Origin of the sequence: Rhizobium oryzihabitans (assembly GCF_010669145.1) — a bacterium.
Lineage (GTDB): Bacteria > Pseudomonadota > Alphaproteobacteria > Rhizobiales > Rhizobiaceae > Agrobacterium > Agrobacterium oryzihabitans.
Genome location: NZ_CP048635.1, coordinates 1075001 through 1097434, shown reverse-complemented (window position 1 = coordinate 1097434; position 22434 = coordinate 1075001). Strand labels below are relative to the sequence as shown.

Sequence of the window (22434 nt, the reverse complement as noted above, 5' to 3'; positions counted from 1 at the left end):
CCAAGGCTGTTGCGCGGGCCGGAACCTTCATTGGGTGTCAAGCAGCCGCCTCTAGTGCGCCACGGGATCGTCGAGCACGTTCAGCAGCCCGGTAACGGCCTGCTCCGCTTCGGTCGCATCCGGATTGCTCCGGCGCAGAGAGCGAATTGCCGCATCCGCAGCGTCATCGATGACACCCCATTCGGTCTTGTTCATCGGGTAGAGTGTCGGCTCATTCTTATCCCACGCGGTTTCGAAATCCGTTATCCGCTTTTTTGCCGTGGCAAGATCACCCTTGGCAACAAGCGCCAGCGTGTCCTTGGCGATCGTCTTGAAAGTGGACAGATCGCCGAGATCGCTGACTATCGTCGCCGCAACCGCCGCATTCGTGAAATTCGTCACCGTGACGAACGCCATGAAGAGTGTAGCGACTAGGAGTATTTTTTTCATCGTTGTCTCCGTTCGAGTGCGGACCTCTCGTCCGACCCGGCAACCATGAATGCACGATTTTACCGCAGCTTCGCACCGGGATTACCGATTTGTAAGTTCCGGTGGAGGTGCGCCTTTTTCATCGGCAGACGGGCCGCCTGCTCAAGCATATGCGGCATTCCGACACGAATTGCGAAGTTGGCTGAGGCATGTTCGTGCTCACCTTACGAAACCGTATCCTTACGGCAAAGCGAGCGTATGGGCGCGCCGGTAGAGAATGTTCGTCCGTCACGGCTCGACGGTCCGAATTCGGGCAATCACGCCCAGCATTTAAGGATAGATCCAATGAAAAAAGTCTTTTTCGCCACTGCGCTCCTCACCAGCATCGCCGGCGTATCGCTTTCCGTTTCCAGCGCGCACGCAGCCAATGTCCCCTGCGAGGAAATGCTGAAGGACATGCGTGCAGCCAAGGCAAAAGCAACGCTGAGCGAAGCTGACATGGCCAAGGTCAACGAGCTGGAAACAAAAGCCGTCGAACGCTGCAACGCCGATGACGATGCCCGTTCCGACGGCTTCCTGAAAGAAGCCATGACCGTCATGGGCAAGTAACCCGTCCACGTTTGATCGGAGTACGACGATGACACAAACCGCTTCCCCTTCCATTCCGGAAAACCGGGTTCCCGAAGTCACCGTGGAATTCTGGCTCATCAAGCTCATGGCCGTCACCATGGGCGAAACCGCTGCGGACTATCTGGCGGTCAACCTGGGTTTCGGCCTGACGGTCACCTCCATTTTGATGACGGCCATCCTCATTGTCGCGCTCCGGTTCCAGTTTGCGCAGAAACGTTATGTGCCGGGCGTCTATTGGACGGCGGTGGTTCTGATCAGCATTGTCGGCACGCTTGTGACGGACAACCTCGTCGATAATTTCGGCGTCGCACTGGAAACCACCGCGATCGGTTTCACGCTGGCCCTGGCCGCAACCTTTGCCATCTGGTACGGGGCGGAAAAGACGCTGTCGATCCACTCAATCTTCACGGCACGCCGGGAAGGATTCTACTGGCTCGCCATCCTTTTCACCTTCGCGCTCGGAACGGCCGCCGGCGACCTTGTGGCCGAGGTTTTCGCACTTGGCTACCTGACGACCGGTATCCTGTTCGGGGCCGTCATCGCCGCGATCGCGGCGGCCTATTACTTCCTGAAGATGGATGCGATCCTGGCGTTCTGGCTGGCCTATATCTTCACCCGCCCGCTCGGCGCATCCTTCGGCGACCTGTTGTCGCAGCCAGTCGATTATGGCGGCCTCGGTTTCGGCACCATCGTGACCAGCTTCATCTTCCTCGCCGTCATCATCGCTCTGGTCTGCTACCTGACGCTCAAGCCGACCCCGAGCCCGGTGGCGTTGCAGGGTGAGCAAAATTAACGACGATTGGTACGCTGCCATTACGTTCAACCGCGACGACACTTTTGGAAGGCCTTCCCGGAAATACCGAGGAGGCCTTTTCCATGACCGGTGCATGGCCGGGAACGGTACACGCCGCCCAACAAAAGGCCTCCGCAATTTCTTGCGGAGGCTTTTTTTGAATTCAGGTGGAATACCGTCATATCACCGGCGACTATTCAACGTCGTTTTCGCCGCCGTTCTCGCCCTTGGCATCATCCGCGACCGGATTGACCTTGCCAGTCATCGCATCGACCGAAACGCTCTTCGATCCATCGGCCGTCATCAGTTCGACTTCAAAAACGGCATCAGCCTGTTCGTTGTCGAGTGCGGCGTTGACCGCCTTGCCACCAATGGACTTTTCGGCCGCGCCGATGGCGTCCGCAAGGTTAAGTTTCGCGCCATTCAACTTGGCAAATTCGGCGGAATCATCCGCCCCGTTCTGGTGTTCAGCAGCCATCGCGGCAGGAAGGACGGTCAATGGCGCGAAGGTACCTACGGCGATGATGGCAGCCATTGCCGTGACGAGGGATTTGTATCTGGTCATGATCTACTCCAATCGGGCGAACCGGAATGGTGCACCTGGCGGGAATATGAGCGCCCCAGCTTACGACGGTCTCGGCCGGAACTTACACTTCGGTAAAGGGCGCATGGCGCAGGACCGAAACAGGGGTATCGGCTGTCAATCCACGAGTTTTTTGACACTATCGGCAATAGCCAGCGATGGTCAGAACGGATGGCCACGACGCAAGCGGCTTCCCTTTGTAAGCACGACAGATCGGATCAGAGCGGGCACGGTGATTGCGAATTAACTGATTGAGATCAATCATGATCGTCTGGAACGAGCCGATTGCGCCCGTCTCCCCGTCCGCAACCGCACTTCCCCGGAACCGCCGACTCAAGCTTGGGATGCCGGGCACGTCCGCCAAACTGAAAGTCATGGTTGCGCATGAACTCACAATTTATTGTGGTTGCACTTCGGAGCAATTTGGCCTTGTTTGTGGACTCAAAATACTCACGGGGAGAGAAAACAATGTCGATAACAGCAACAACTCGCGCCACCCTGCTGGTGGGATCGCTTCTGATTGGCGCCAGTTCCGCATTTGCAGAAACAGTTCTGCATCGTGGCAATGCCGGGGAACCGCAGACGCTCGATCAGGCGCAGACCTCCATCAACATCGAAGCTTTTATCCTGAAAGACCTTTATGAAGGTCTCACCATTTACGATGCCGCCGGCAAGATCATTCCCGGGACGGCAGAAAGCTGGACGCTTTCTGAGGATGGCACCGTTTACACGTTCAAACTGCGTGCGGATGCAAAGTGGTCGGATGGCACGCCGGTAACGGCTGGAGATTTTGTTTTCTCCTACCAGCGCGTCGAAGACCCGAAGACCGCAGCCAAATATGCGAATATTCTCTACCCGATCAAGAACGCCGAAAAGATCAACAAGGGCGAAACGCCGGTTGACCAGCTTGGCGTCAAGGCGGTGGATGACAAGACCCTTGAGATCACGCTTGAGCGCCCGACACCTTTCTTCGTTGAGCTCCTCGCTCACCAGGCGGCTCTGCCAATTTCGAAGGCAAGTTACGAAAAGAACGGCACCGACTTCGTAAAGCCGGGCGTCATGGTCTCGAACGGTGCTTACAAGCTCGAAGCGCATGTTCCCAATGACAGCTTGACGGTCGTCAAGAACACCAGCTTCTGGGACGCATCGAACACCAAGATCGACAAGGTCATTTTCTACCCGATCGATGATCAGGCCGCATCCGTCCGTCGTTTCGAAGCCAAGGAAATGGACCTCGCGTATAATTTTTCCGCGGACCAGATCGACCGTCTGCGCAAGTCCTATGGCGAACAGGTTCACGTTTCGCCGACGCTTGCGACCTATTATTACACCTTCGACACACGCGAAGCGCCGTATGACGATGTCCGTGTCCGCCAGGCTCTGTCCATGGCAGTCGACCGCGATTTCCTTGCCAAGGAAATCTACAGCGGTTCGCAGGTTCCCGCCTATTCCATGGTTCCCCGGGCATGGACTCCTACGGTGAACCCGCAAAAGCCGATTTTGCCACGCTGTCGCAGCTTGATCGTGAAGACGAGGCCCTCAAGCTGATGAAGGAAGCCGGTTACGGTGAGGGCGGCAAGCCGCTTTCCATCGAAATCCGCTACAACACCAACCCGAACCACGAACGCGTCGCAACGGCTATCGCGGATATGTGGAAGAACACCTTTGGCGCGAAGGTATCGCTGGTGAACCTCGACGTCGCCTCGCACTATGGCTATCTCCAGGAAGGCGGCAAGTTCAACGTGGCGCGTGCCGGGTGGGTTGCCGACTATGCGGATGCGGAAAACTTCCTCGCCCTTTCCATATCCTCCAACAAGACCTTCAACTATTCGAAGTTCAACAATGCCGAATATGACGCGCTGATGCAGAAGTCATATGACGAAAAGGATCCGGCAGCTCGCTCCAAGCTGCTGCATGAGGCAGAAACCATCCTCATGAAAGAACAGCCGGTCGCTCCGCTTCTGACGCAGGCAGACCTGTGGCTGGTTTCCAACCGCGTGAAGGGTTGGGAAGACAATGCTGCTAACGAACACCTCAGCCGCTTCCTGAGCGTTTCCGAATAAGCAGTGCTGGCACGGTGGCTGACACCACCGTGCCATGCGGGGAGCCTGAAAAATCATGATCTCGTTTATCCTGCGCCGTTTGGCGAGCGCCGTGCCGACGTTGTTTATCGTCGTCACGATTTCGTTTTTCCTGATGCGTTTTGCACCGGGCGGTCCGTTCAACCTCGAACGCCCCCTGCCGCCGCAGACCATGGAAAACCTGATGAGAACCTATCATCTGGATGAGCCATTGTGGCGCCAGTACCTCATCTATCTCGGCAATGCCGTCACCGGCGATTTCGGCCCGAGCTACATCTACAAGGACAACACCGTCGCGCAATTGATCGGCAAGGGTCTGCCTTATTCGCTGGAGCTCGGTTGTTATGCTCTTCTGCTGGCGCTGGTCGGCGGTGTTCTTGCCGGCACCTTTGCCGCACTCAGGCAGAATAGCGCCTTCGATTTCTCGATCATGTCCATCTCGACCGTCGGCATCACCGTACCGAACTTCGTTGTCGCGCCTGTCCTCACACTGATCTTCGCCGTGTTGCTCGGGCTCCTGCCCGCCGGCAGCTGGGGTGATGGATCGCTGCGATATCTCATTCTTCCGATGATCGCGCTCGCTTTGCCACAGCTCGCCGTCATCGCGCGTCTGACACGCGGCGCAATGATCGAGGCGCTGCGGATGGACCATATCCGCACCGCCAGGGCTTATGGCCTTCCAGCCCGCAGCGTGGTGGTGTTTCACGCCATGCGCGCGGCAATGCTGCCGGTCGTTTCCTATCTCGCGCCTTGTGCCGCAGCTCTGTTGACGGGTTCGGCGGTCATCGAGACGATCTTCACTATCCCGGGTGTCGGTCGCTACTTCGTTCTTGGTGCCATCAATCGTGACTACACGCTGGTCATGGGAACGGTCGTTCTCATCGCCATTTTTGTCATCCTGTTCAATCTCGTGGTCGATATTCTCTACGGCCTGCTCGATCCGAGGGTCAGACATGACTGATATCTCCGGCAATATCGCCCCTCAACCATCGGTGAAAAGCCGAAGCCTGTTCCAGCTTGCCGCCATGCGTTTCAGACGAAACAAAGCCGCCATGGCTGGCTCCATCATGCTCGTGCTGATCACGCTTTTCTCGTTTATCGGCCCGCATTTCCTTTCACACACCTATGATCAGGTGTTTTCGTCCTATGTCTCCGTCGCACCAAGCCTTGAGCCGCGGCCGGACGTCAACAATCTCCAGAGCGTCATGGAAGGTGTGGCAGGCCGCGCCCGCGTGGAGCTGAAGGAGTTTTACGTCGAAGGCCAGACCTTCACGGCAACCGTCACATCCAGCGACCCGATCGACCCGCGCACGACACGGTATTTCGACCGCGCCAACGAATTCGAAAACACGAAGGTCGTTGCAACGGAAGATGATGGTCGAACGCTGAAGCTGGAAGGCGATGTCAATCGCGAATACTTCTTCTTCGGCACGGATTCCAACGGTCGCGATATGCTGGCTCGCGTCATGCTGGGCGGTCAGATCTCCATCGCCGTCGGCGTTCTCGCCAGTCTCGTTTCGCTCGGCATCGGCGTTCTTTACGGCGCAACGGCGGGCTACATCGGTGGGCGCGTCGACAATGTGATGATGCGTTTCGTCGAAATCCTCTATTCGCTCCCCTTCGTCTTCCTGGTCGTCGTTCTCGTGGTCTTTTTCGGGCGCAGCTTCATCCTGATCTTCCTGGTCATCGGTGCGGTGGAGTGGCTGGATATGGCCCGTATCGTGCGTGGCCAGACACTTGCCCTGAAACGGCGGGAATTCGTGGGTGCGGCCCAGGCTTTGGGCCTGACCGACTGGCAGATCATCCGCCGCCACATCATTCCGAATACGATCGGCCCCGTCGTCGTGTTCGTCACGGTTGTCGTACCCAAAGTCATTCTTCTGGAAAGTTTCCTCTCCTTCCTCGGGCTTGGCGTGCAGGCGCCACTGACGAGTTGGGGAGCGCTGATTTCCGAAGGCGCGAACAATATCCAATCAGCCCCGTGGCTATTGATATTTCCGGCAATCTTCTTCGTGCTGACCCTGTTCTCGCTCAATTTTGTGGGCGACGGGTTGCGTGATGCACTCGATCCCAAGGATCGTTGACATGAATACGACATCTGAAACCATCCTCACTGTCCGCAATCTCAAGGTCGATTTCACGACGCCGGACGGCACGGTGAACGCCGTCAAAGGCATCGATCTCGATGTCAAACAGGGGGAAACGCTTGCCGTTGTCGGAGAATCCGGCTCCGGCAAAAGCCAGACCATGATGGGCATCATGGGACTGCTCTCCTCCAACGGCGTCATCCAGGGTTCTGCCAAATATCGTGGACGTGAGTTGATAAACCTGCCGGTCAACGAACTGAACACTATTCGTGGCGCGAAAATCACCATGATTTTCCAGGAGCCGATGACCTCGCTCGATCCGCTTTACAGGATCGGCGCGCAGATCGCGGAACCCATCGTCCACCACCGGGGCGGTAGCAAGAAGGAAGCGCGGGCACGCGTTCTCGAACTTCTGAAGCTCGTGGGGATTCCGGAGCCGGAGCGGCGCATCGACAGCTATCCGCATGAGCTTTCCGGGGACAGCGCCAGCGCGTCATGATCGCCATGGCACTGGCAAACGAGCCCGATATTCTGATCGCGGATGAACCAACCACCGCGCTCGACGTGACAATCCAGGCGCAGATTCTCGATCTTCTGAAGTCATTGCAGCGACGCTTCGGCATGGCCGTGGTGTTGATCACGCACGATCTGGGTGTGGTCAGGCATTTTGCCGATCGTGTTGCGGTAATGCGCCGCGGCGAGATCGTTGAAGCCGGTACAACGGAAGACATCTTCGAACGCCCGCAGGCGGACTATACCAAGATGCTTCTCGATGCCGAGCCCAGCGGGCACAAGCCGCCTGTCGGTGAAGCGAAGCCGGTCGTTCTCGCTGGCCAGAACGTGACGATTGATTATGTGATTCCGGGCGGATTCCTGTCGAAGTCGCGGGAGTTTCGCGCCGTGGACGGCGTCAATGTCAGCCTTCATCAAGGGCAGACCATCGGCATCGTCGGTGAATCCGGATCAGGCAAATCCACGCTCGGTCGTGCACTTCTTCGCCTGGCACCGTCAAAAGGCCAGATTTTCTTCGGCAAGACGGAAATCACCGGACTTGATCGTAAGGCAATGAGGCCCTTGCGGCGGCAGCTGCAGCTTGTGTTTCAGGATCCCTATGGATCTCTTTCGCCAAGACAGACTGTTGGAGAGATCATCACTGAGGGCCTTTTTGTGCACGAGCCACAGCTCAGCCGCGCAGAGCGAGACGAGCGGGCAATCGCCGCTCTGAAAGAAGTCGGCCTAGACCCCGCTGCCCGCAACCGCTACCCGCACGAGTTTTCAGGCGGACAACGTCAGCGTATCGCAATTGCCCGCGCGATCATCCTCAAGCCGGATGTCGTCATTCTCGACGAACCCACATCTGCGCTGGACCGATCCGTTCAGGGACAAGTTATCGACCTGCTGCGTGGTTTGCAGAAGACACATGGCCTTTCCTACATCTTCATCAGCCACGACCTTTCCGTGATCAAGGCCATTTCGGATTACGTCATCGTCATGAAAAACGGGAAGATTGTCGAGGAGGGAGAAACGGACGCGATATTCGACAGGCCTACGGCTGAATATACCAAAACACTGATCAAATCCGCGTTTTCGGCAGAGGTGGCACGATAGATTAGTCCGATACCGACGAGACCAACCGGAAGCACGCATCCCATACAGCGTTCCTGACGAATAGGGTGCCGAGGTCTTCGGGCCGTGCCGCAAGCATCAAGTCTTTGCTTTGCGAAACGGAACCGAAGACATCGGTCCTCTCATCTGTTCAACACCAATATAACAACCGCTCAACGGGCCTTGAGAAACCGATAACCCGTACTGAAATCATTGCTATATATTCGGTCCACCGCCACAAAGGGCACATTGCGGCGATAATCTTCAAACAGCGCTTTTGTTCCCGCCCCCAACTGCCCGGGTTTGCGCAGATCAACGGCTTGCGCCGCATGTAGCAACTGGATCGAGGACATCCAGTAAAGATTATCCAGAATTCGGCTGAGATTGGCGACCGAAAGCGGTGCGTGGCTGTCCAGATCCTCGATATTTCCTGCCATCGCAATCGAGCCGACGGGAGCCTGCGCGCCGATCTGCTGGTTTTCGGCGAGAAGCGCGACGAGCGGCTTCTGGATCGCACCAAACGCATGTCCTTGATTGGTTTCAGCAGCAAGGAACCGCGAAAGATGCGTCATGTCCGGGTTTTCGAAGCGGATCGTCTGCATCGTAATGGCCTGCGACAGACGCACCAGTGCCGTGTTCAGTGTTTCAACCCTCGAGGCCACCGGCAACATCTCAAAACCCGCACTCGGATAGATCGCTCCCGATACTTCGCCCTCGATAAAATACTGGGAGACCTGTCCGGAAGCCTTGTCGTCCGAGGCTCCCGCAACCACGCCCGGATTGTCATCACTGTGATTGATCTGGATTTCCAGCGCCTTGGTCAAATCCTGCGTTGCAATTTCGGCTCCGCCAAGCACATAGGCCATAGTGCGATAAGACAGTGGGTCCTGCAGCGCCCGATCCTTCGCGGGCGACCAGAGATAGCTGCCGTCAAGGGCAGAGCGAACCATCAGTGCCCCGGATGTGTTTTCGGCAAAGGGGCGCAACTCGTTCGTCGCCGCGAGGAAAGGGGCGACATTGCCGTTAAAACCTTCCAGTGCCAAACCAAAGACTACCGCTTCCTTTTGGAGATAACCCGCCGTGTCGTGCGCCAGCAGGGCAGCCTGCCCGGCGGTCAGCGCATTCGTGCTGAGGATCGAAAGGAAATCCTTGCCAACCGGTTCGAGCGGAGCGATGCCGGCCTCTGCCAAGGCACGCGCTGCGGGAATGCGATTGCCTTTCATGAAGACCTCCCCCTCGCCGACCATCGCCAGACCGATATGGGAGGCAAGGGTGATATCCGCCTCGCCCACAGAACCGCGTGAAGGAACGACCGGGGTAATCCCCTGCTCCAGAAAATGTCGATACATTTCCGCGACAGCACTCTGAACGCCGGTTCGGCCGGTTGCAATCTGGTTTAGACGGATCGCCATGCCCGCCCTCACGGCCTCGACCGCCATCGGCTCGCCCACGCCTGCGCCATGCGCGCGCAGGGATGTCGAATTGAAAGCACGTGACAGTTTCAGCAGATCGTCGTCCAGCACGCGCTTGCCGTCCTTCATCGCGAAAACTGGGCGATCCTTGTTCCAGCCAACGCCGACCGTGAGGCCATAGACCGCCTTACCTTGCAGGGCGGCCTCCATCACCAGATCGAAGCCTTCGGCGATCCGTTTGCCCGCGCTCTCGGTGAGAGTAATTTTGGCGTTGCCGTCCCGCGCCAGGCCGACGACCTGTTCCACGGTCAGGTTTTGACCGTCGATGGACCAATGTTCCGCCCGTGCGTTTGAAGCAGCAAACCCGGCGATCGCAAAAGCTGTGACAATGGAGAGGCGATGAATAGTCCCGTTTTTAACAGACATGATGTTCCCTTGTGTTGGTTATTATTATGCCGTCATGTTTGCAGCACTGTCCGGCGTCGAAACGGCTTCGCTTCGACTGGAAACTTCCAGACATGACGGGTGGAGCAATTGGGCGAGCTGGGCCTTGAGCGGCCCATCTCCTTTAGTTCGTGGAATACGGCTTCGGCAGGATCAGGACCGCTATCAGCGATATGAATGCGGCGGCCATGACGTAAAATCCGGGCGCGTGATAACCGATGCCCGTGCTGCCAAGCCACGTCAGCGTCGCCGGGGCAAATCCTCCGAAGATCGTTACGGCGGCATTGTAGGCCAATGACATGCCGGTGGTGCGGATATTCGTCGGGAAAACCTCAGAGAGGGTTGCGGGCGCGACCCCGACATATCCCGAGACCATGATGCAGAAGAGGCTTTGCACGATGATGAGCGTCGTCAGCGTCGGCGAAGATTGCAGCCACCAGATCAGGGGATAGACAGCGACCAGCATTGCGCCGGCGGCAATGGCGAGCATCAAGCGTCGACCGATCCTGTCCGAAATGCTGCCGGCGCTGACGCAACCGACGGCAAGGAAGACGTTACCAATCAGCGATGCCGTAAACGCCTCCGAAGGGCTGAAACCGAAAGCACGCTGAACGAAGATCGGCATGTAGATGATCAGCACATAAACGCAAACCGCCCACAGGATCGAGAAAGCGAAGCCTTTGATCAGATGGCCGAAATAGTCCGAGAAGACGAGCTTCAGGGGTGTTTTGGCGGACTGGTTCTCCAGACTTGCCTGTTCAGCCTGAAAAGCCGGCGTTTCGTCCAGCGTCTTGCGCAACCAAAGACCCACCGGCGCGATCAATACGCCAATGAAGAACGGAATCCGCCAGCCCCAGTCTCCGATCTCCTGCTCCGTCAGAAGCGAGGTAACCGCAAAGGCGACGAGTGCACCCATGATGTTGGAAATCGCCATGCTTGCCTGCAGCCAGGAAGCATATTTGCCTTTCTTATCAGCGGGCGCATGTTCGACAAGAAAGGCGGCCGCTCCGCCGATTTCTCCACCCGCAGAGAAGCCCTGAAGGACTCGTCCGGCAAGGATCATGAGCGGCGCTCCCACACCAATCGCGGCATAGGTCGGCGCCACCGCGATCAGCAGGGTGCCCGCCGCCATGATCATGATGGTCAGGAACAGTGCGGCCTTTCGGCCGGCCTTGTCGCCATAGACCCCGATCACGATGGCTCCCAGGGGGCGGATCACGAAGCCTAGCCCAAAGGCGAGGAAGGCTCTCACGAGTTCGACCGTGTGATCGCCGCCGGGAAAGAAATTATGGGCGATGTAGATTGCAAACAGCGCATAGACGGTGAAGTCATACCATTCCAGGGCGTTGCCTATCGATGCTGCCGCAACAGCGCGCTCCGGTGATGACCGTCTGGCCGGTGTCACTGACAAATTTTGATATGTTTTTTCCATTATTGTCCCCTCTTGGCCTGCCGGTGGCAGCAGGCGATGTTGATTGGTGATCGTAATTTTCCGCCCTTCGTGGCGATTGATGGCGTCTCCTCGCTTTGACCTGTCAGATCTGCACGTGATTTATGCCCTTGCTGGCAATTTCATCCTGTGCCTCGGCATAGCCCGCATCCGCGTAACGGATGACGCCGAGCCCGGTATCATTGTCGAGTGATTGCGAAAGCCGGTCGTCAGCCGCATTGGTGCCGTCAGCGACGATCGTGACCCCTGCCGAGGTCATGAAACCCGCATATCCCCCACCGCCGGAATGAAGCGCGACGAGGTCGGCGCGCGAAGCGCAGAGCAACATCGCATCGAGAAGCGGCCAGTCGGCGATGGCGTCCGAACCGTCGAGCATGTTCTCCGTCATGATATTCGGATGCGCCATGCCCGCTGAATCGAGGTGATCGCGAGAGAAGGCAACCGGCCCCTTCAATTCGCCCGAAGCGACCAGAGCGTTGACCCGCCGTGCGAGTGCACTTCTTTCGCCATGGCCGAGCCAGGCGATGCGCGCCGGCAGCCCCTCGAACGGAACATGCTTGCGCGCCAGTGAAATCCAGTTGGTGACGATCTTGTTGTCCGGAAACATCTCCAGCACCAGCTCGTCTATCCGCGCAATGTCCGAGGCCTCGCCCGACAGGGCCATCCAGCGGAAGGGACCAATCGCCCGGCAGAACAGCGGGCGCAGATAAGCTTCAGTGAAGACCGGAATGTCGAAGGCGTCAGCAACGCCGCCGGCCTGCGCCTGCGTGCGGATCAGGTTGCCATTGTCGAAAACCTCCGAGCCGGCCCGCTGGAATTCCAGCATGGCTGTTACCTGTTTGGCAATCGACGCCCTGCCAGCCTCGATCAGCTCATCCGGATTCTGGCTGCGCAGGCGGCGTACCCGTTCCAGATCGTAACCGATTGGAATATAGCCATAAACGAGATCGTGGGCGGAGGTCTGGTCGGTCACTATATCCGGGATGATCCCGCGCGCGGCTATTTCGGGATAGATTTCCGCTGCATTGCCGACAAGGCCGACGGACAGCGCCTCACCCTTCGAACGGGCCTCTTCAATCCGCGCCAGTGCGCTATCGAGATCATCGGCAATCTCGTCCAGATAGCCGATATCCTTGCGGGTGCGGGCCCGTTCCGGATTGATCTCCACGCACAGGATGGCCGCGCCCGCCATGCGGCCGGCAAGCGGCTGTGCGCCTCCCATGCCGCCAAGGCCCGCGGTCAATACGAAACGCCCGTTCAGCGTGCCGCCGAAGCGGCGTTCGGCAATGCGCATGAAGATTTCATAGGTGCCCTGAATGACGCCCTGCGAGCCGATATATTGCCATGCCCCCGCAGTCAGGCCGCCCCAGCATATGAGGCCCTTGCGTTCGAGAGCATAAAAATTCTCGGCCTTGGCCCATTGGCCGACCATGTTGCAATTGGCCATGATGACCATCGGGGCCTCGGTCGAAGTCTTCATCAAGCCGACCGGCTTTCCCGACTGAATGACGAGTGTCTGATCCTCATCCATGGTCGTCAATGCGCGTACGATGGCATCATATGCGGCCTTGTTGCGGGCCGCCTTCCCGAGTGCTGCGTAGACGACGAGGTTTTCGGGGTCTTCACCGACAGCCAGCACGTTTTCCATAAGGCGCAGCAGCGCTTCCTGCCGCCAGCCCTTCGCGCGAAGGTCTGGGCCTGAAGGGATCGGGAAGCCGGGATTGCGGGGATTTTCTCTCGGCATCTTCAGGCCTCCAATGCGTAGTTGGTCAGGTTGATACCCATGACCTTTTCGGGGTGGACATAGATCGCCGGGTCCATCAGACCCGCGCCGATCGGAATGAGGGTCTTCGGGACATGCAGCAGGTGGATCTTCATGCCTACCTTCAGCTCACCGACAGACAGCGGTTCGATCTCCTGCGACAATGTGGTGATGACGTCCGGAAAGGTTGCGAGACGACGGCCATCGACCGCATCGACCGCCATGTATTCGTTCATCACATGCAGGGTCAGCGCCGCATCGCCCCTGCCGATGGTGACCGTACCGACGTCGAAAGCCTCATTCGTATAAACGACATCCTTCGCCGTGATCTCTCCTTCAATCATGATCCTGCCGCCGGTGGTCGAAAGGATCGCGTCGAGAACGGCCGCATGCCCTCGAGGTTCGGCGGCGAGGATTGCGTGACCAAGCTCCAGCGCCTTGGAAATTCCGCCGAGCGCCGCATTCTTCGCAACGTAGCCGGCGCGAACCGGATTGCGGGCCGAGGCGATGAAACCGCCCGACATGTCGGAGGCCGTGCGCAGGATGGGAGAAATGCGGCCAGTTGCGCCGCGCGTTACGAGTTCGATATAGCGGTTCTGATCGCGATTTCCGCCAACCGCCGTCTGAATTGACTGGTCCGGTTTACCGGCCATGCCGATCGCCCCCATGTCGCCGGTCGGATGGGCGCGCATGTCACCCACCGCGTCCAGCACCTTGCAGCCGAGGATAGCCGAAGGCAGCCATGCGTTGAGGGTCGAGGACTTGCCGTTCTGCCCGATCATCAGGGCCGCGACCTTCGCACCAAGCTCATCCTGCAAAAGCTGCACGGCCTTGACATAATCCACGCCCCGCATTTCCCAGGGCGTCGTGGAGGCCGGCGCACCGATGGCGGCAGCCGTCGCCACCCAGTCATCTTCGTTCAATTCGTCGATGGAGACGAGTTCAGGCGCACCGGCGTTCACCGCGGCATAGCCCAGCATCCGTCCGTGGTGGACCCAGCCGCCACCCCCTGCCGCATAGACCGCGCCTCCCCGCACCGCGGGTTCCACATCCTTCTCCGTCAGAATTCTGGCCACTTTCAGCCCTCCCTTTTTCTGTCCAATTCCATAATCGTGTTCGCCAGAACTTCAGCCGCCAAAGCGAGATCGGCTGCATCGGCCCATTCTTCCGGGCAATGGGACCGACCGTCGCGGCAAGGGACGAAGAGCATCGCCGAAGGACATAGCCGTGCCATGAATGCCGCGTCATGACCCGCGCCCGACACCATCTTTCGATAGGGCGTGTCCAGCCCATCGGCGGCCTTTGCCAGCGTCTCCTGCAATCCATCATCCATCTGCACGCCGGGATTGGCGGAAATCAACCGCGCCTCGATCGCGTTTTCACCGTCCGCATCAAGTCCGGTCAGCCAGGATACGAATGCTTCCTTGTCCTCGGCCCGCTCGGCGCGGATATCAACCAGCATGCGGACCCGGCCCGGCACCACATTGGCGGCGTTGGGGGAGATTTCGAACTCGCCCACAGTTGCGGTGAAATGGCCGGGACCACGGGAAAGCTCCGTCGCGTACCGCTCGATCTCACTTACGATCCGCGCCGCAGCGACGAGGGCATCCGCGCGCAACCCCATCGGGGTCGTGCCGGCATGATCGGGACGACCCGTCACCTCGATCTCGACGCGATTGATGCCGACAATGGTTGTCACCACCCCAAGCGCAATCTTTTCCCGTTCGAGAACCGGCCCCTGCTCGATGTGCAGTTCCAGAAAGGCCTTCAGGTCATCAGCCAAGGGAGCTTCAAGACTTTCCGGCTTGCCGCCCACATCGCGTATGGCCGTCGCCAGATCGCGCCCGTTACTGATACGCCTCAGCCAGTCCTGCGGCAGAACGCCCGCCATCGCTCGCGAACCGATGCAGGAAACGCCGAAAATGGAGACTTCTTCAGCAAGAAAATCGACGACGGCCAGGTTGTGCCGCAAGGCAACATCGCGCCGCGAGAGAATGCGTGCGACCTCCAATGCAACGACGACACCGGCAACACCATCAAAACGTCCGCCGTCCGGCACGGTGTCGGAATGCGAACCCAGCATGATCGTTCCGGCCTGCGGCTCGGTACCTTCGCGGCGGCCGATCAGGTTCCCGCCCGCATCCGTCGAGACATTTAATCCTTCACCCAGGAAACGTCGCCGAAGATAGTCGCGCCCTTCATCAAAACGGGGCGAGAAGGCGCGGCGGGTCCAGGGACGTTCCGGATCGGTAATCTGCGCCAGTGCGTCGAGATCCGCTTCTATGTCCTTTATTGACGCGTCGAGATTGCGGCGCATCACAACAGCACCTTGCGTAGACCAAGTGTTTCGGGCGGCCGCACAAAAATGCCAGTCCCCGGCGCAGCCAGCACGTTTTCACCGTCAAAGACCATCTCGCCTCGCCGCCAGGTGGCTGCGACCGTCCAGGGCAGTTCCATGCCGTGATAAGGCGACCACCCCGCAATGGAGTGAGGACTGGTGGTTGCGTCATACACCATGGGCCGATCGACGAGCACCATGACGTCGGCGTCACGCCCGACCTGCAACCCGCCTTTCTGGTGATCCAGACGAAAATGCCGGGCCGGATTTTCGGCCATCAGCCGGGCCGCCCACACCAGCGGCACACCGCGTGCGATCGCGCCCTTGACGAAGAGCGGCACCATCACCTCCAGCCCCGGGACGCCAGAGGCATTTTTCAGCATATCGGGATTGGTCTTGCGGTCCTCGCTCCAGCTCACATGATCGGTAGACACCATCGACACCCGCCCTTCCGCCAGATGGCGCCAGATCGCCTCCACTTCTTTGCGGGCGCGTATCGGCGGGTTGATCTTGGCCTTGCCGCCAAGCCGCGCGACATCGTTCTCCTCATCCAGAACAAGGTAGTGAATGCAGCATTCGACGGAGGAATATCGGCCGTTCCTGCGATACATCTCGGCGATTTCGTAGCCGCGGCTGACGGAGCAATGGACGACATGCGCCGGGCAATCCGTCTCGGCGCCAGTTTCGTAAATCTGCAGCATCGCCAGCGTCTCGGCCAGTTCGGGACGTGACAGACCGTGCGCACGCCAGTCGGTTATACCGGATGCCTCCACCTCGGAAATCGCGGCGCGGACATAGGCGTCGTCCTCATTGTGCACGCCAGCGGCAAGCCCGGTCTTTGCAATCTCGGCGAAACAGGCGCGAAGCAGCGCAGGTGGGATACGCGGAAAGCGTTGAGGATCTGTGCCGAAGGTCGAGAATTTGTAGGCGCAAACTCCCGCCGCCGCCTGTTCGGCAATGCGGGCAGACCCCTCTTGCGGATCGACAGTGCCATAAAGCGCAACGTCGATGCGCGCCTCTTCGTCGATCATCGCGACCTTGCGCCTGACGGCCTCGGCGGAACACACAAGATTGCCCTCATCATAGGGCATGTCCACGATTGTCGTGACGCCGCCCGCCGCCGCCGCACGGGTCGAGGCCGCAAAACCTTCGGCCCCCTTTTGCGACAGCGAATGCACCTGTGCGTCTATGGCGCCAGGCAATAGAAGGCCGGTGCCGAAATCATGATTTTCTCGTCCAGCCGGCGCCGGCCCCTCTCCGATGAGTGCCGTTTTCCCCTCGCGAATGGCCACGAAACCTCGAGAAATCTCGCGGTCGGTCAGAATGACCCGTCCCGCCAAAACCGTATCGAAATCCGCCATGTCGTCCTCCTGTCATATTTCGACTATGAGGCACAATTAAATTAGTGGTATATCCCAAAATCCGGACAGACGATGCCGAAATGGGAAGGCCAAGACGAGGCGTGGGCGGTGAAGGTTTCGACGATTCTTTTATGTGACCAGGTGGTTCGGCTCGGCGGCATCCACCTTGCGTCCAATACAACGGGAATTCCGGTTTCAACCGTATCGGACGCCGTCAACCGCCTGGAAACCGCCCTCTCCGTCAAGCTTTTCGTGCAGGGCGCAAAAGGCCTGATCCTGACGGCGGAAGGCGGGAGACTTGGCCCTTATCTCGCGCAGGCCGCCCATGAAATCTTCTCGATCCATGGCAAGTGCGGCGATGACCATACGAAAGATATTTATCAGAGAAGCGTGTCGCTGATTGCACTCTTCCGCTTCGTGGACATTCTCGAATCTGGCTCGATCCGTAAATCCGCATTGAGGCTTCAAATCGGGCAACCACAGCTGACGCGGATGATGGCGATGCTGGAGGACAATCTGGGCGTCCGGCTTTTTGAACGGACCCGCAGCGGCTCGCGCGCGTCGCCCGAGGGGCTGCGCATATCGCCCCACGTCAACAAGTTACGCGACATCTGGGCTGCGCTGGACTCCACATCCGCCCTGCGTTTCAAGCGGCATTTGCGGCATTGGTCATTCGGCGGCATTCCTCCTGCAACGACGGACAGCCCGTCGGCAATTATTCTGGCACGAATTGCCGCCAACTGGGCACGCCGTTTCGACACACCGCTGCTGATGCGGCCCGGACTTGCAGACAGTCTGCTGGAAGGACTTGAACAACAGCGATACGATGCAGTCCTTGTCGACATGCCAGTCAACAATTCGCGGCTCCTCAGCCGTGAGGTTCTGCGCAGCCACCTTTCATGTTTCCTGCAGCACGAAGCACCTGAATTGACGGATGCAGATTCGCCGTCACAGATGCGCGAGGCGATCCTTAAGCACCCTCTGGTACTACCTTCCCGCGCCTCCGGACTGCGCCAGACGGCCGAAAGCTTCCTAGAGCATCTGCTTGGACCTACGTGGCTATCAAAGGTGCAGTTGATTGAGATCGACAGCATACCGGTGGCAGTGCAGCTGATTGTGGGCCACGGATATTGTTCGATATTGCCGTCCGGCGTGGGAATAACCTCCCCAAGGTGACGAAAATCCCATTGCCGATGACATTTTCCGTTCCATTGCTATTAGCCTGGCGCGCCGATGACAGAGGCACAGATATGGCGCAGCGGGTTCTTCAGCTGCTTGACATGACGAACTAATGGTGGCCCGGCAGGCTCGGCTCCTGCAACTCGGCTTCAAATATCCAACACGTCGCGGAGCGCTGGGCTTGCGGCGCAATGAACTTGCAAAAGAAATAGAGGCCGATCACGGGAAGCCTGTCTTCAGGCACTCTAAAGCTCAACACTATCTCTTCTATTTTTGCCATCACGGCGCTGATGTCGGTCGGTTCAGCTTCGGGATGTCCAAATGTCGCTCGCGACAGTTCCTGAAAGTGCGCGACCAATCGCGACTTCGATGCTTAGTCGAGAACCCATCCACCTCACTGGCCCAGTACTGGCTTGCCAGCCTCATAGTGGCAATGTCCGGCAGAAGCTTTCGGATAGACTGTCGCTGCATGGCAGGGGAGACAAAAGCTTGATTTTCCAGTGATCGTGAGTTTTGCGCTTCTGGAGGATCGACAGAAACAAAAAACTCCCGCAGCCTTGCCACAGGAGTTTTGTTGATATTGGTTGCGGGGGCAGGATTTGAACCTGCGGCCTTCAGGTTATGAGCCTGACGAGCTACCGGGCTGCTCCACCCCGCGTTACCGGCGTAAATCCCTATTGGATTTATCGCGACTGCATCACAGCGAAGCTGTGATCTATACTGCCGGATCAAATTGCCGAAGGCGATTTGTCTCCTGTGAGGGACGCACGAGGCGTTTGCCTTATGGTTTTATGTCCCGGAATGCAAAAAGGCCGCTTGATGCGGCCCTTGGTATCGGCTGGGCCGAAGTGTGATTGAGAAGATGTTTGTTGCGTTTTGCAGACCTGGCAGCGACCTACTCTCCCGCGTCTTGAGACGAAGTACCATTGGCGCTGGGGCGTTTCACGGCCGTGTTCGGAAAGGGAACGGGTGCAGCCGCCCCGCGATAACCACCAGGTCGGCAAAACGCAACAGAGTTCATGTTTTCACATGAGTGTTGTTTTCGAGAAGCTGGGAAGCTTGCGCTTCATTTAATTTAACACGTCTTTCTGTGACCCGTCCGTATTGCTCCCTTGCTCAACAATGAGCGTGGCAGCCATACAGACCAGAGGTCGTCGCGCCCTATGGCGCGGCCCGTCCGGAGCCCTTCGGGCGTCAGGACAGAACAATGATGTCATCAAGCTTTGCTTGATGAACATATTCAATGGGAACGAAGAAGTCGATCGAGCTATTAGTAACGGTAAGCTTCACATGTTGCCATGCTTCCACACCCGTCCTATCAACGTGGTCGTCTTCCACGGCTCTGATAGGGAACACTCGTTTTCAGGTTGGTTTCCCGCTTAGATGCCTTCAGCGGTTATCCATTCCGTATATAGCTACTCTGCTATGCCCTTGGCAGGACAACAGATCCACCAGAGATACGTCCATCCCGGTCCTCTCGTACTAGGGACAGATCCTGTCAATATTCCTACACCCACGGCAGATAGGGACCGAACTGTCTCACGACGTTCTGAACCCAACTCACGTACCGCTTTAAATGGCGAACAGCCATACCCTTGGGACCTGCTCCAGCCCCAGGATGCGATGAGTCGACATCGAGGTGCCAAACAACCCCGTCGATATGGACTCTTGGGGGTCATCAGCCTGTTATCCCCGGCGTACCTTTTATCCGTTGAGCGATGGCCCTTCCACACGGGACCACCGGATCACTATGACCGACTTTCGTCTCTGCTCGACTTGTCAGTCTCGCAGTCAGGCGGGCTTATGCCATTGCACTCGACGACCGATTTCCGACCGGTCTGAGCCCACCATCGCGCGCCTCCGTTACTCTTTCGGAGGCGACCGCCCCAGTCAAACTACCCACCATACACTGTCCCGGATCCGGATAACGGACCGCGGTTAGACATCCACGAAGATAAGGGTGGTATTTCAAGGATGGCTCCACAGGAACTGGCGTCCCTGCTTCAAAGCCTACCACCTATCCTACACATGCCTTGGCGAATGCCAGTGTAAAGCTATAGTAAAGGTGCACGGGGTCTTTCCGTCTGACCGCAGGAACCCCGCATCTTCACGGGGAATTCAATTTCACTGAGTCTATGTTGGAGACAGCGGGGAAGTCGTTACGCCATTCGTGCAGGTCGGAACTTACCCGACAAGGAATTTCGCTACCTTAGGACCGTTATAGTTACGGCCGCCGTTTACTGGGGCTTCAGTTCAGAGCTTGCACCCCTCCCTTTAACCTTCCAGCACCGGGCAGGCGTCAGACCCTATACGTCGTATTGCTACTTCGCAGAGCCCTGTGTTTTTGATAAACAGTCGCTACCCCCTGGTCTGTGCCACCCCATCATAGTTGCCTAAAATGGGGTCACGCTTCTTCCGAAGTTACGCGTGCAATTTGCCGAGTTCCTTCAACATAGTTCTCTCAAGCGCCTTGGTATACTCTACCTGACCACCTGTGTCGGTTTCGGGTACGGTCTATACGGTGGAGCTATTTCCTGGAACCTCTTCGCCGCACATTCAATCCAGTAAGAATGTACAACACACGAGATCCGTCACTACCACCAGGCCCACGAATATTAACGTGGTTCCCATCGACTACGCGTGTCCGCCTCGTCTTAGGGGCCGGCTAACCCTGCTCAGATTAACTTTAAGCAGGAACCCTTGGTCTTTCGGCGAGGGAGTCTCTCACTCCCTTTATCGTTACTCATGTCAACATTCGCACTTCCGATATCTCCAGCAGCCCTCACGGGTCCGCCTTCACAGACTTACGGAACGCTCCGCTACCACATGCCTTACGGCATATCCTCAGCTTCGGTGCATGGCTTTAGCCCCGTTACATTTTCGGCGCAAAGACCCTTATTTAGACCAGTGAGCTGTTACGCTTTCTTTAAATGATGGCTGCTTCTAAGCCAACATCCTGGTTGTTTTGGGATCCTCACATCCTTTCCCACTTAGCCATGACTTGGGGACCTTAGCTGGAGGTCAGGGTTGTTGCCCTTTTCACGACGGACGTTAGCACCCGCCGTGTGTCTGCCGACTAGTACTCCTCGGTATTCGGAGTTTGGTTAGGATCAGTAAGACGGTGAGTCCCCATAGCCCATCCAGTGCTCTACCCCCGAGGGTATTCGGTCGACGCTCTACCTAAATAGATTTCGCGGAGAACCAGCTATTTCCGAGTTTGATTGGCCTTTCACCCCTAGCCACAAGTCATCCCAATCTATTGCAACAGATACGGGTTCGGCCCTCCAGTTGGTGTTACCCAACCTTCAGCCTGCTCATGGCTAGATCACTCGGTTTCGGGTCTAATGCAACTAACTCAATCGCCCTATTCAGACTCGCTTTCGCTGCGCCTACACCTACCGGCTTAAGCTTGCTAGTTACACTAAGTCGTTGACCCATTATACAAAAGGTACGCCGTCACCCTTGCGGGCTCCGACTGTTTGTAGGCATCCGGTTTCAGGTTCTATTTCACTCCCCTCGTCGGGGTGCTTTTCACCTTTCCCTCACGGTACTTGTTCGCTATCGGTCATGCACGAGTACTTAGGCTTGGAGAGTGGTCTCCCCATGTTCAGACAGGATTTCACGTGTCCCGCCCTACTCAAGGACAATGACTGTTCTACGCGTAAGGGGCTATCACCCTCTATGGCCGACTTTTCCAAATCGTTCCGCTTTATTCATCATTGCCACTGGCCTGGTCCGCGTTCGCTCGCCACTACTTGCGGAGTCTCGGTTGATGTCCTTTCCTGCAGGTACTTAGATGTTTCAGTTCCCTGCGTTCGCTTCTTACCCCTATGTATTCGAAAGTAAGATACCTTATCACAATGCTTGGAAACCTGTTCGGTTCTGTCCTCACGGCCAAAGGCCTGCGGACGGCGCGGTGCAAAAGCACCGACGGGCTAGCGCCCTGTATGGGAGACCCAAACAGACCAACTAACCAACAAAACAGATTTCCCAAGCATTTAAGGTGGGTTGCCCCATTCGGAGATCCATGGATCAAAGCTTATTCGCAGCTCCCCACGGCTTTTCGCAGCGTATCACGTCCTTCTTCGCCTGTGCATGCCAAGGCATCCACCAAATGCCCTTAATTCACTTCTTCGTTCTCATTGTCTATGCTCATCCATATTTGCTTGATTTGGAATTCTTGATCCTCCTCGCTTGCGCTCGAAGGGGTTCCAAATCTGGCCATACGGTCACCTCTCGGCAGCCGCTAACCAACAAAATCTGATTACCTTTTACAATCAGATCGTTCTTGATGACATCGA

At 57.6% G+C, this 22434-nt stretch carries 14 protein-coding genes, 1 tRNA gene, 2 rRNA genes and 2 pseudogenes; 7 read left to right on the top strand and 12 right to left on the bottom strand.

Going from position 1 to position 22434, the window contains the following annotated elements; translation table 11 throughout:
• Positions 1-51 precede the first annotated feature (51 nt).
• Positions 52-429 carry a hypothetical protein gene (locus tag G3A56_RS21795; RefSeq protein ID WP_035242954.1) on the bottom strand — a complete coding sequence of 126 codons (378 nt, stop codon included), beginning with the start codon at positions 427-429 and terminating at the stop codon, positions 52-54.
• A gap of 324 nt (positions 430-753) precedes the next feature.
• Here G3A56_RS21795 and G3A56_RS21790 point away from each other — a divergent pair, with 324 nt between their 5' ends.
• Together G3A56_RS21790 and G3A56_RS21785 are read left to right on the top strand one after the other, a co-directional pair.
• On the top strand, positions 754-1017 hold the full coding sequence (locus G3A56_RS21790) for a hypothetical protein (protein WP_003498075.1): 264 nt from the start codon (positions 754-756) through the stop codon (positions 1015-1017).
• A 28-nt stretch (positions 1018-1045) separates the two neighbouring features.
• Complete coding sequence (locus G3A56_RS21785) at positions 1046-1831, top strand: COG4705 family protein (protein WP_003498073.1); 786 nt, start codon at positions 1046-1048, stop codon at positions 1829-1831.
• Positions 1832-2024: 193 nt separating this feature from the next.
• Here the strand turns inward: G3A56_RS21785 and G3A56_RS21780 are convergent, their stop codons facing one another.
• Positions 2025-2396 carry a PepSY domain-containing protein gene (locus G3A56_RS21780; protein ID WP_082185200.1) on the bottom strand — a complete coding sequence of 124 codons (372 nt, stop codon included), beginning with the start codon at positions 2394-2396 and terminating at the stop codon, positions 2025-2027.
• A gap of 486 nt (positions 2397-2882) precedes the next feature.
• Here G3A56_RS21780 and G3A56_RS21775 point away from each other — a divergent pair.
• The 4 genes and pseudogenes from G3A56_RS21775 (at position 2883) to G3A56_RS21760 (ending at position 8190) form a co-directional block, all read left to right on the top strand.
• Positions 2883-4477: pseudogene (locus tag G3A56_RS21775) on the top strand (peptide ABC transporter substrate-binding protein).
• 55 nt (positions 4478-4532) lie between these two features.
• On the top strand, positions 4533-5456 hold the full coding sequence (gene oppB, locus G3A56_RS21770) for an oligopeptide ABC transporter permease OppB (protein WP_003498068.1): 924 nt from the start codon (positions 4533-4535) through the stop codon (positions 5454-5456).
• Positions 5449-6579 carry an ABC transporter permease gene (locus tag G3A56_RS21765; RefSeq protein ID WP_082185201.1) on the top strand — a complete coding sequence of 377 codons (1131 nt, stop codon included), beginning with the start codon at positions 5449-5451 and terminating at the stop codon, positions 6577-6579. The genes oppB and G3A56_RS21765 overlap by 8 nt, the downstream gene beginning before the upstream one ends.
• A 1-nt stretch (position 6580) precedes the next feature.
• Positions 6581-8190: pseudogene (locus G3A56_RS21760) on the top strand (ABC transporter ATP-binding protein).
• 170 nt (positions 8191-8360) lie between these two features.
• Here G3A56_RS21760 and G3A56_RS21755 read toward each other — a convergent pair.
• The 6 genes from G3A56_RS21755 to G3A56_RS21730 form a co-directional block, all read right to left on the bottom strand.
• Positions 8361-10025, bottom strand: coding sequence for an HAL/PAL/TAL family ammonia-lyase (locus G3A56_RS21755; protein WP_082185202.1), 1665 nt, complete (start codon positions 10023-10025; stop codon positions 8361-8363).
• A gap of 142 nt (positions 10026-10167) precedes the next feature.
• Positions 10168-11475 (bottom strand): MFS transporter, encoded by a 1308-nt coding sequence (locus tag G3A56_RS21750; RefSeq protein WP_082185203.1) that lies wholly within the window; start codon positions 11473-11475, stop codon positions 10168-10170.
• 103 nt (positions 11476-11578) lie between these two features.
• Positions 11579-13237, bottom strand: coding sequence for a thiourocanate hydratase (locus G3A56_RS21745; protein ID WP_082185204.1), 1659 nt, complete (start codon positions 13235-13237; stop codon positions 11579-11581).
• Positions 13238-13239: 2 nt separating this feature from the next.
• Positions 13240-14331, bottom strand: a complete 1092-nt coding sequence (locus G3A56_RS21740) for a thiohydantoin desulfurase (protein WP_082185205.1) — start codon at positions 14329-14331, stop codon at positions 13240-13242.
• A gap of 2 nt (positions 14332-14333) precedes the next feature.
• Positions 14334-15572, bottom strand: a complete 1239-nt coding sequence (locus tag G3A56_RS21735) for a Zn-dependent hydrolase (protein WP_082185206.1) — start codon at positions 15570-15572, stop codon at positions 14334-14336.
• Complete coding sequence (locus G3A56_RS21730; protein WP_003498035.1) at positions 15572-16954, bottom strand: dihydroorotase; 1383 nt, start codon at positions 16952-16954, stop codon at positions 15572-15574. The genes G3A56_RS21735 and G3A56_RS21730 overlap by 1 nt, the downstream gene beginning before the upstream one ends.
• Before the next feature lie 72 nt (positions 16955-17026).
• Between G3A56_RS21730 and G3A56_RS21725 the strand changes: the two genes are divergently transcribed.
• Positions 17027-18130, top strand: coding sequence for a LysR family transcriptional regulator (locus G3A56_RS21725; protein ID WP_164056826.1), 1104 nt, complete (start codon positions 17027-17029; stop codon positions 18128-18130).
• Positions 18131-18242: 112 nt separating this feature from the next.
• On the opposite strand, the gene G3A56_RS21720 is transcribed toward G3A56_RS21725, so the two are convergent.
• From G3A56_RS21720 to G3A56_RS21705, 4 genes are all read right to left on the bottom strand, one after another.
• The gene (locus tag G3A56_RS21720) at positions 18243-18491 is read right to left on the bottom strand and encodes a hypothetical protein (protein ID WP_035242952.1); all 249 of its coding nucleotides are present in this window, start codon (positions 18489-18491) and stop codon (positions 18243-18245) included.
• 223 nt (positions 18492-18714) lie between these two features.
• Positions 18715-18791 (bottom strand) — tRNA-Met (locus G3A56_RS21715).
• A 224-nt stretch (positions 18792-19015) separates the two neighbouring features.
• Positions 19016-19130: ribosomal RNA gene (gene rrf / locus G3A56_RS21710) — 5S ribosomal RNA — on the bottom strand.
• A 252-nt stretch (positions 19131-19382) separates the two neighbouring features.
• Positions 19383-22268: ribosomal RNA gene (locus G3A56_RS21705) — 23S ribosomal RNA — on the bottom strand.
• Positions 22269-22434: the final 166 nt, after the last annotated feature.

Bases quoted from the DNA above. Each gene is read 5' to 3' on its own strand.
- G3A56_RS21795 (WP_035242954.1), bottom strand. From the start codon at position 429: ATGAAAAAAATACTCCTAGTCGCTACACTCTTCATGGCGTTCGTCACG.
- G3A56_RS21790 (WP_003498075.1), top strand. From the start codon at position 754: ATGAAAAAAGTCTTTTTCGCCACTGCGCTCCTCACCAGCATCGCCGGC.
- G3A56_RS21785 (WP_003498073.1), top strand. From the start codon at position 1,046: ATGACACAAACCGCTTCCCCTTCCATTCCGGAAAACCGGGTTCCCGAA.
- G3A56_RS21780 (WP_082185200.1), bottom strand. From the start codon at position 2,396: ATGACCAGATACAAATCCCTCGTCACGGCAATGGCTGCCATCATCGCC.
- oppB (WP_003498068.1), top strand. From the start codon at position 4,533: ATGATCTCGTTTATCCTGCGCCGTTTGGCGAGCGCCGTGCCGACGTTG.
- G3A56_RS21765 (WP_082185201.1), top strand. From the start codon at position 5,449: ATGACTGATATCTCCGGCAATATCGCCCCTCAACCATCGGTGAAAAGC.
- G3A56_RS21755 (WP_082185202.1), bottom strand. From the start codon at position 10,025: ATGTCTGTTAAAAACGGGACTATTCATCGCCTCTCCATTGTCACAGCT.
- G3A56_RS21750 (WP_082185203.1), bottom strand. From the start codon at position 11,475: ATGGAAAAAACATATCAAAATTTGTCAGTGACACCGGCCAGACGGTCA.
- G3A56_RS21745 (WP_082185204.1), bottom strand. From the start codon at position 13,237: ATGCCGAGAGAAAATCCCCGCAATCCCGGCTTCCCGATCCCTTCAGGC.
- G3A56_RS21735 (WP_082185206.1), bottom strand. From the start codon at position 15,572: ATGCGCCGCAATCTCGACGCGTCAATAAAGGACATAGAAGCGGATCTC.
- G3A56_RS21730 (WP_003498035.1), bottom strand. From the start codon at position 16,954: ATGGCGGATTTCGATACGGTTTTGGCGGGACGGGTCATTCTGACCGAC.
- G3A56_RS21725 (WP_164056826.1), top strand. From the start codon at position 17,027: ATGCCGAAATGGGAAGGCCAAGACGAGGCGTGGGCGGTGAAGGTTTCG.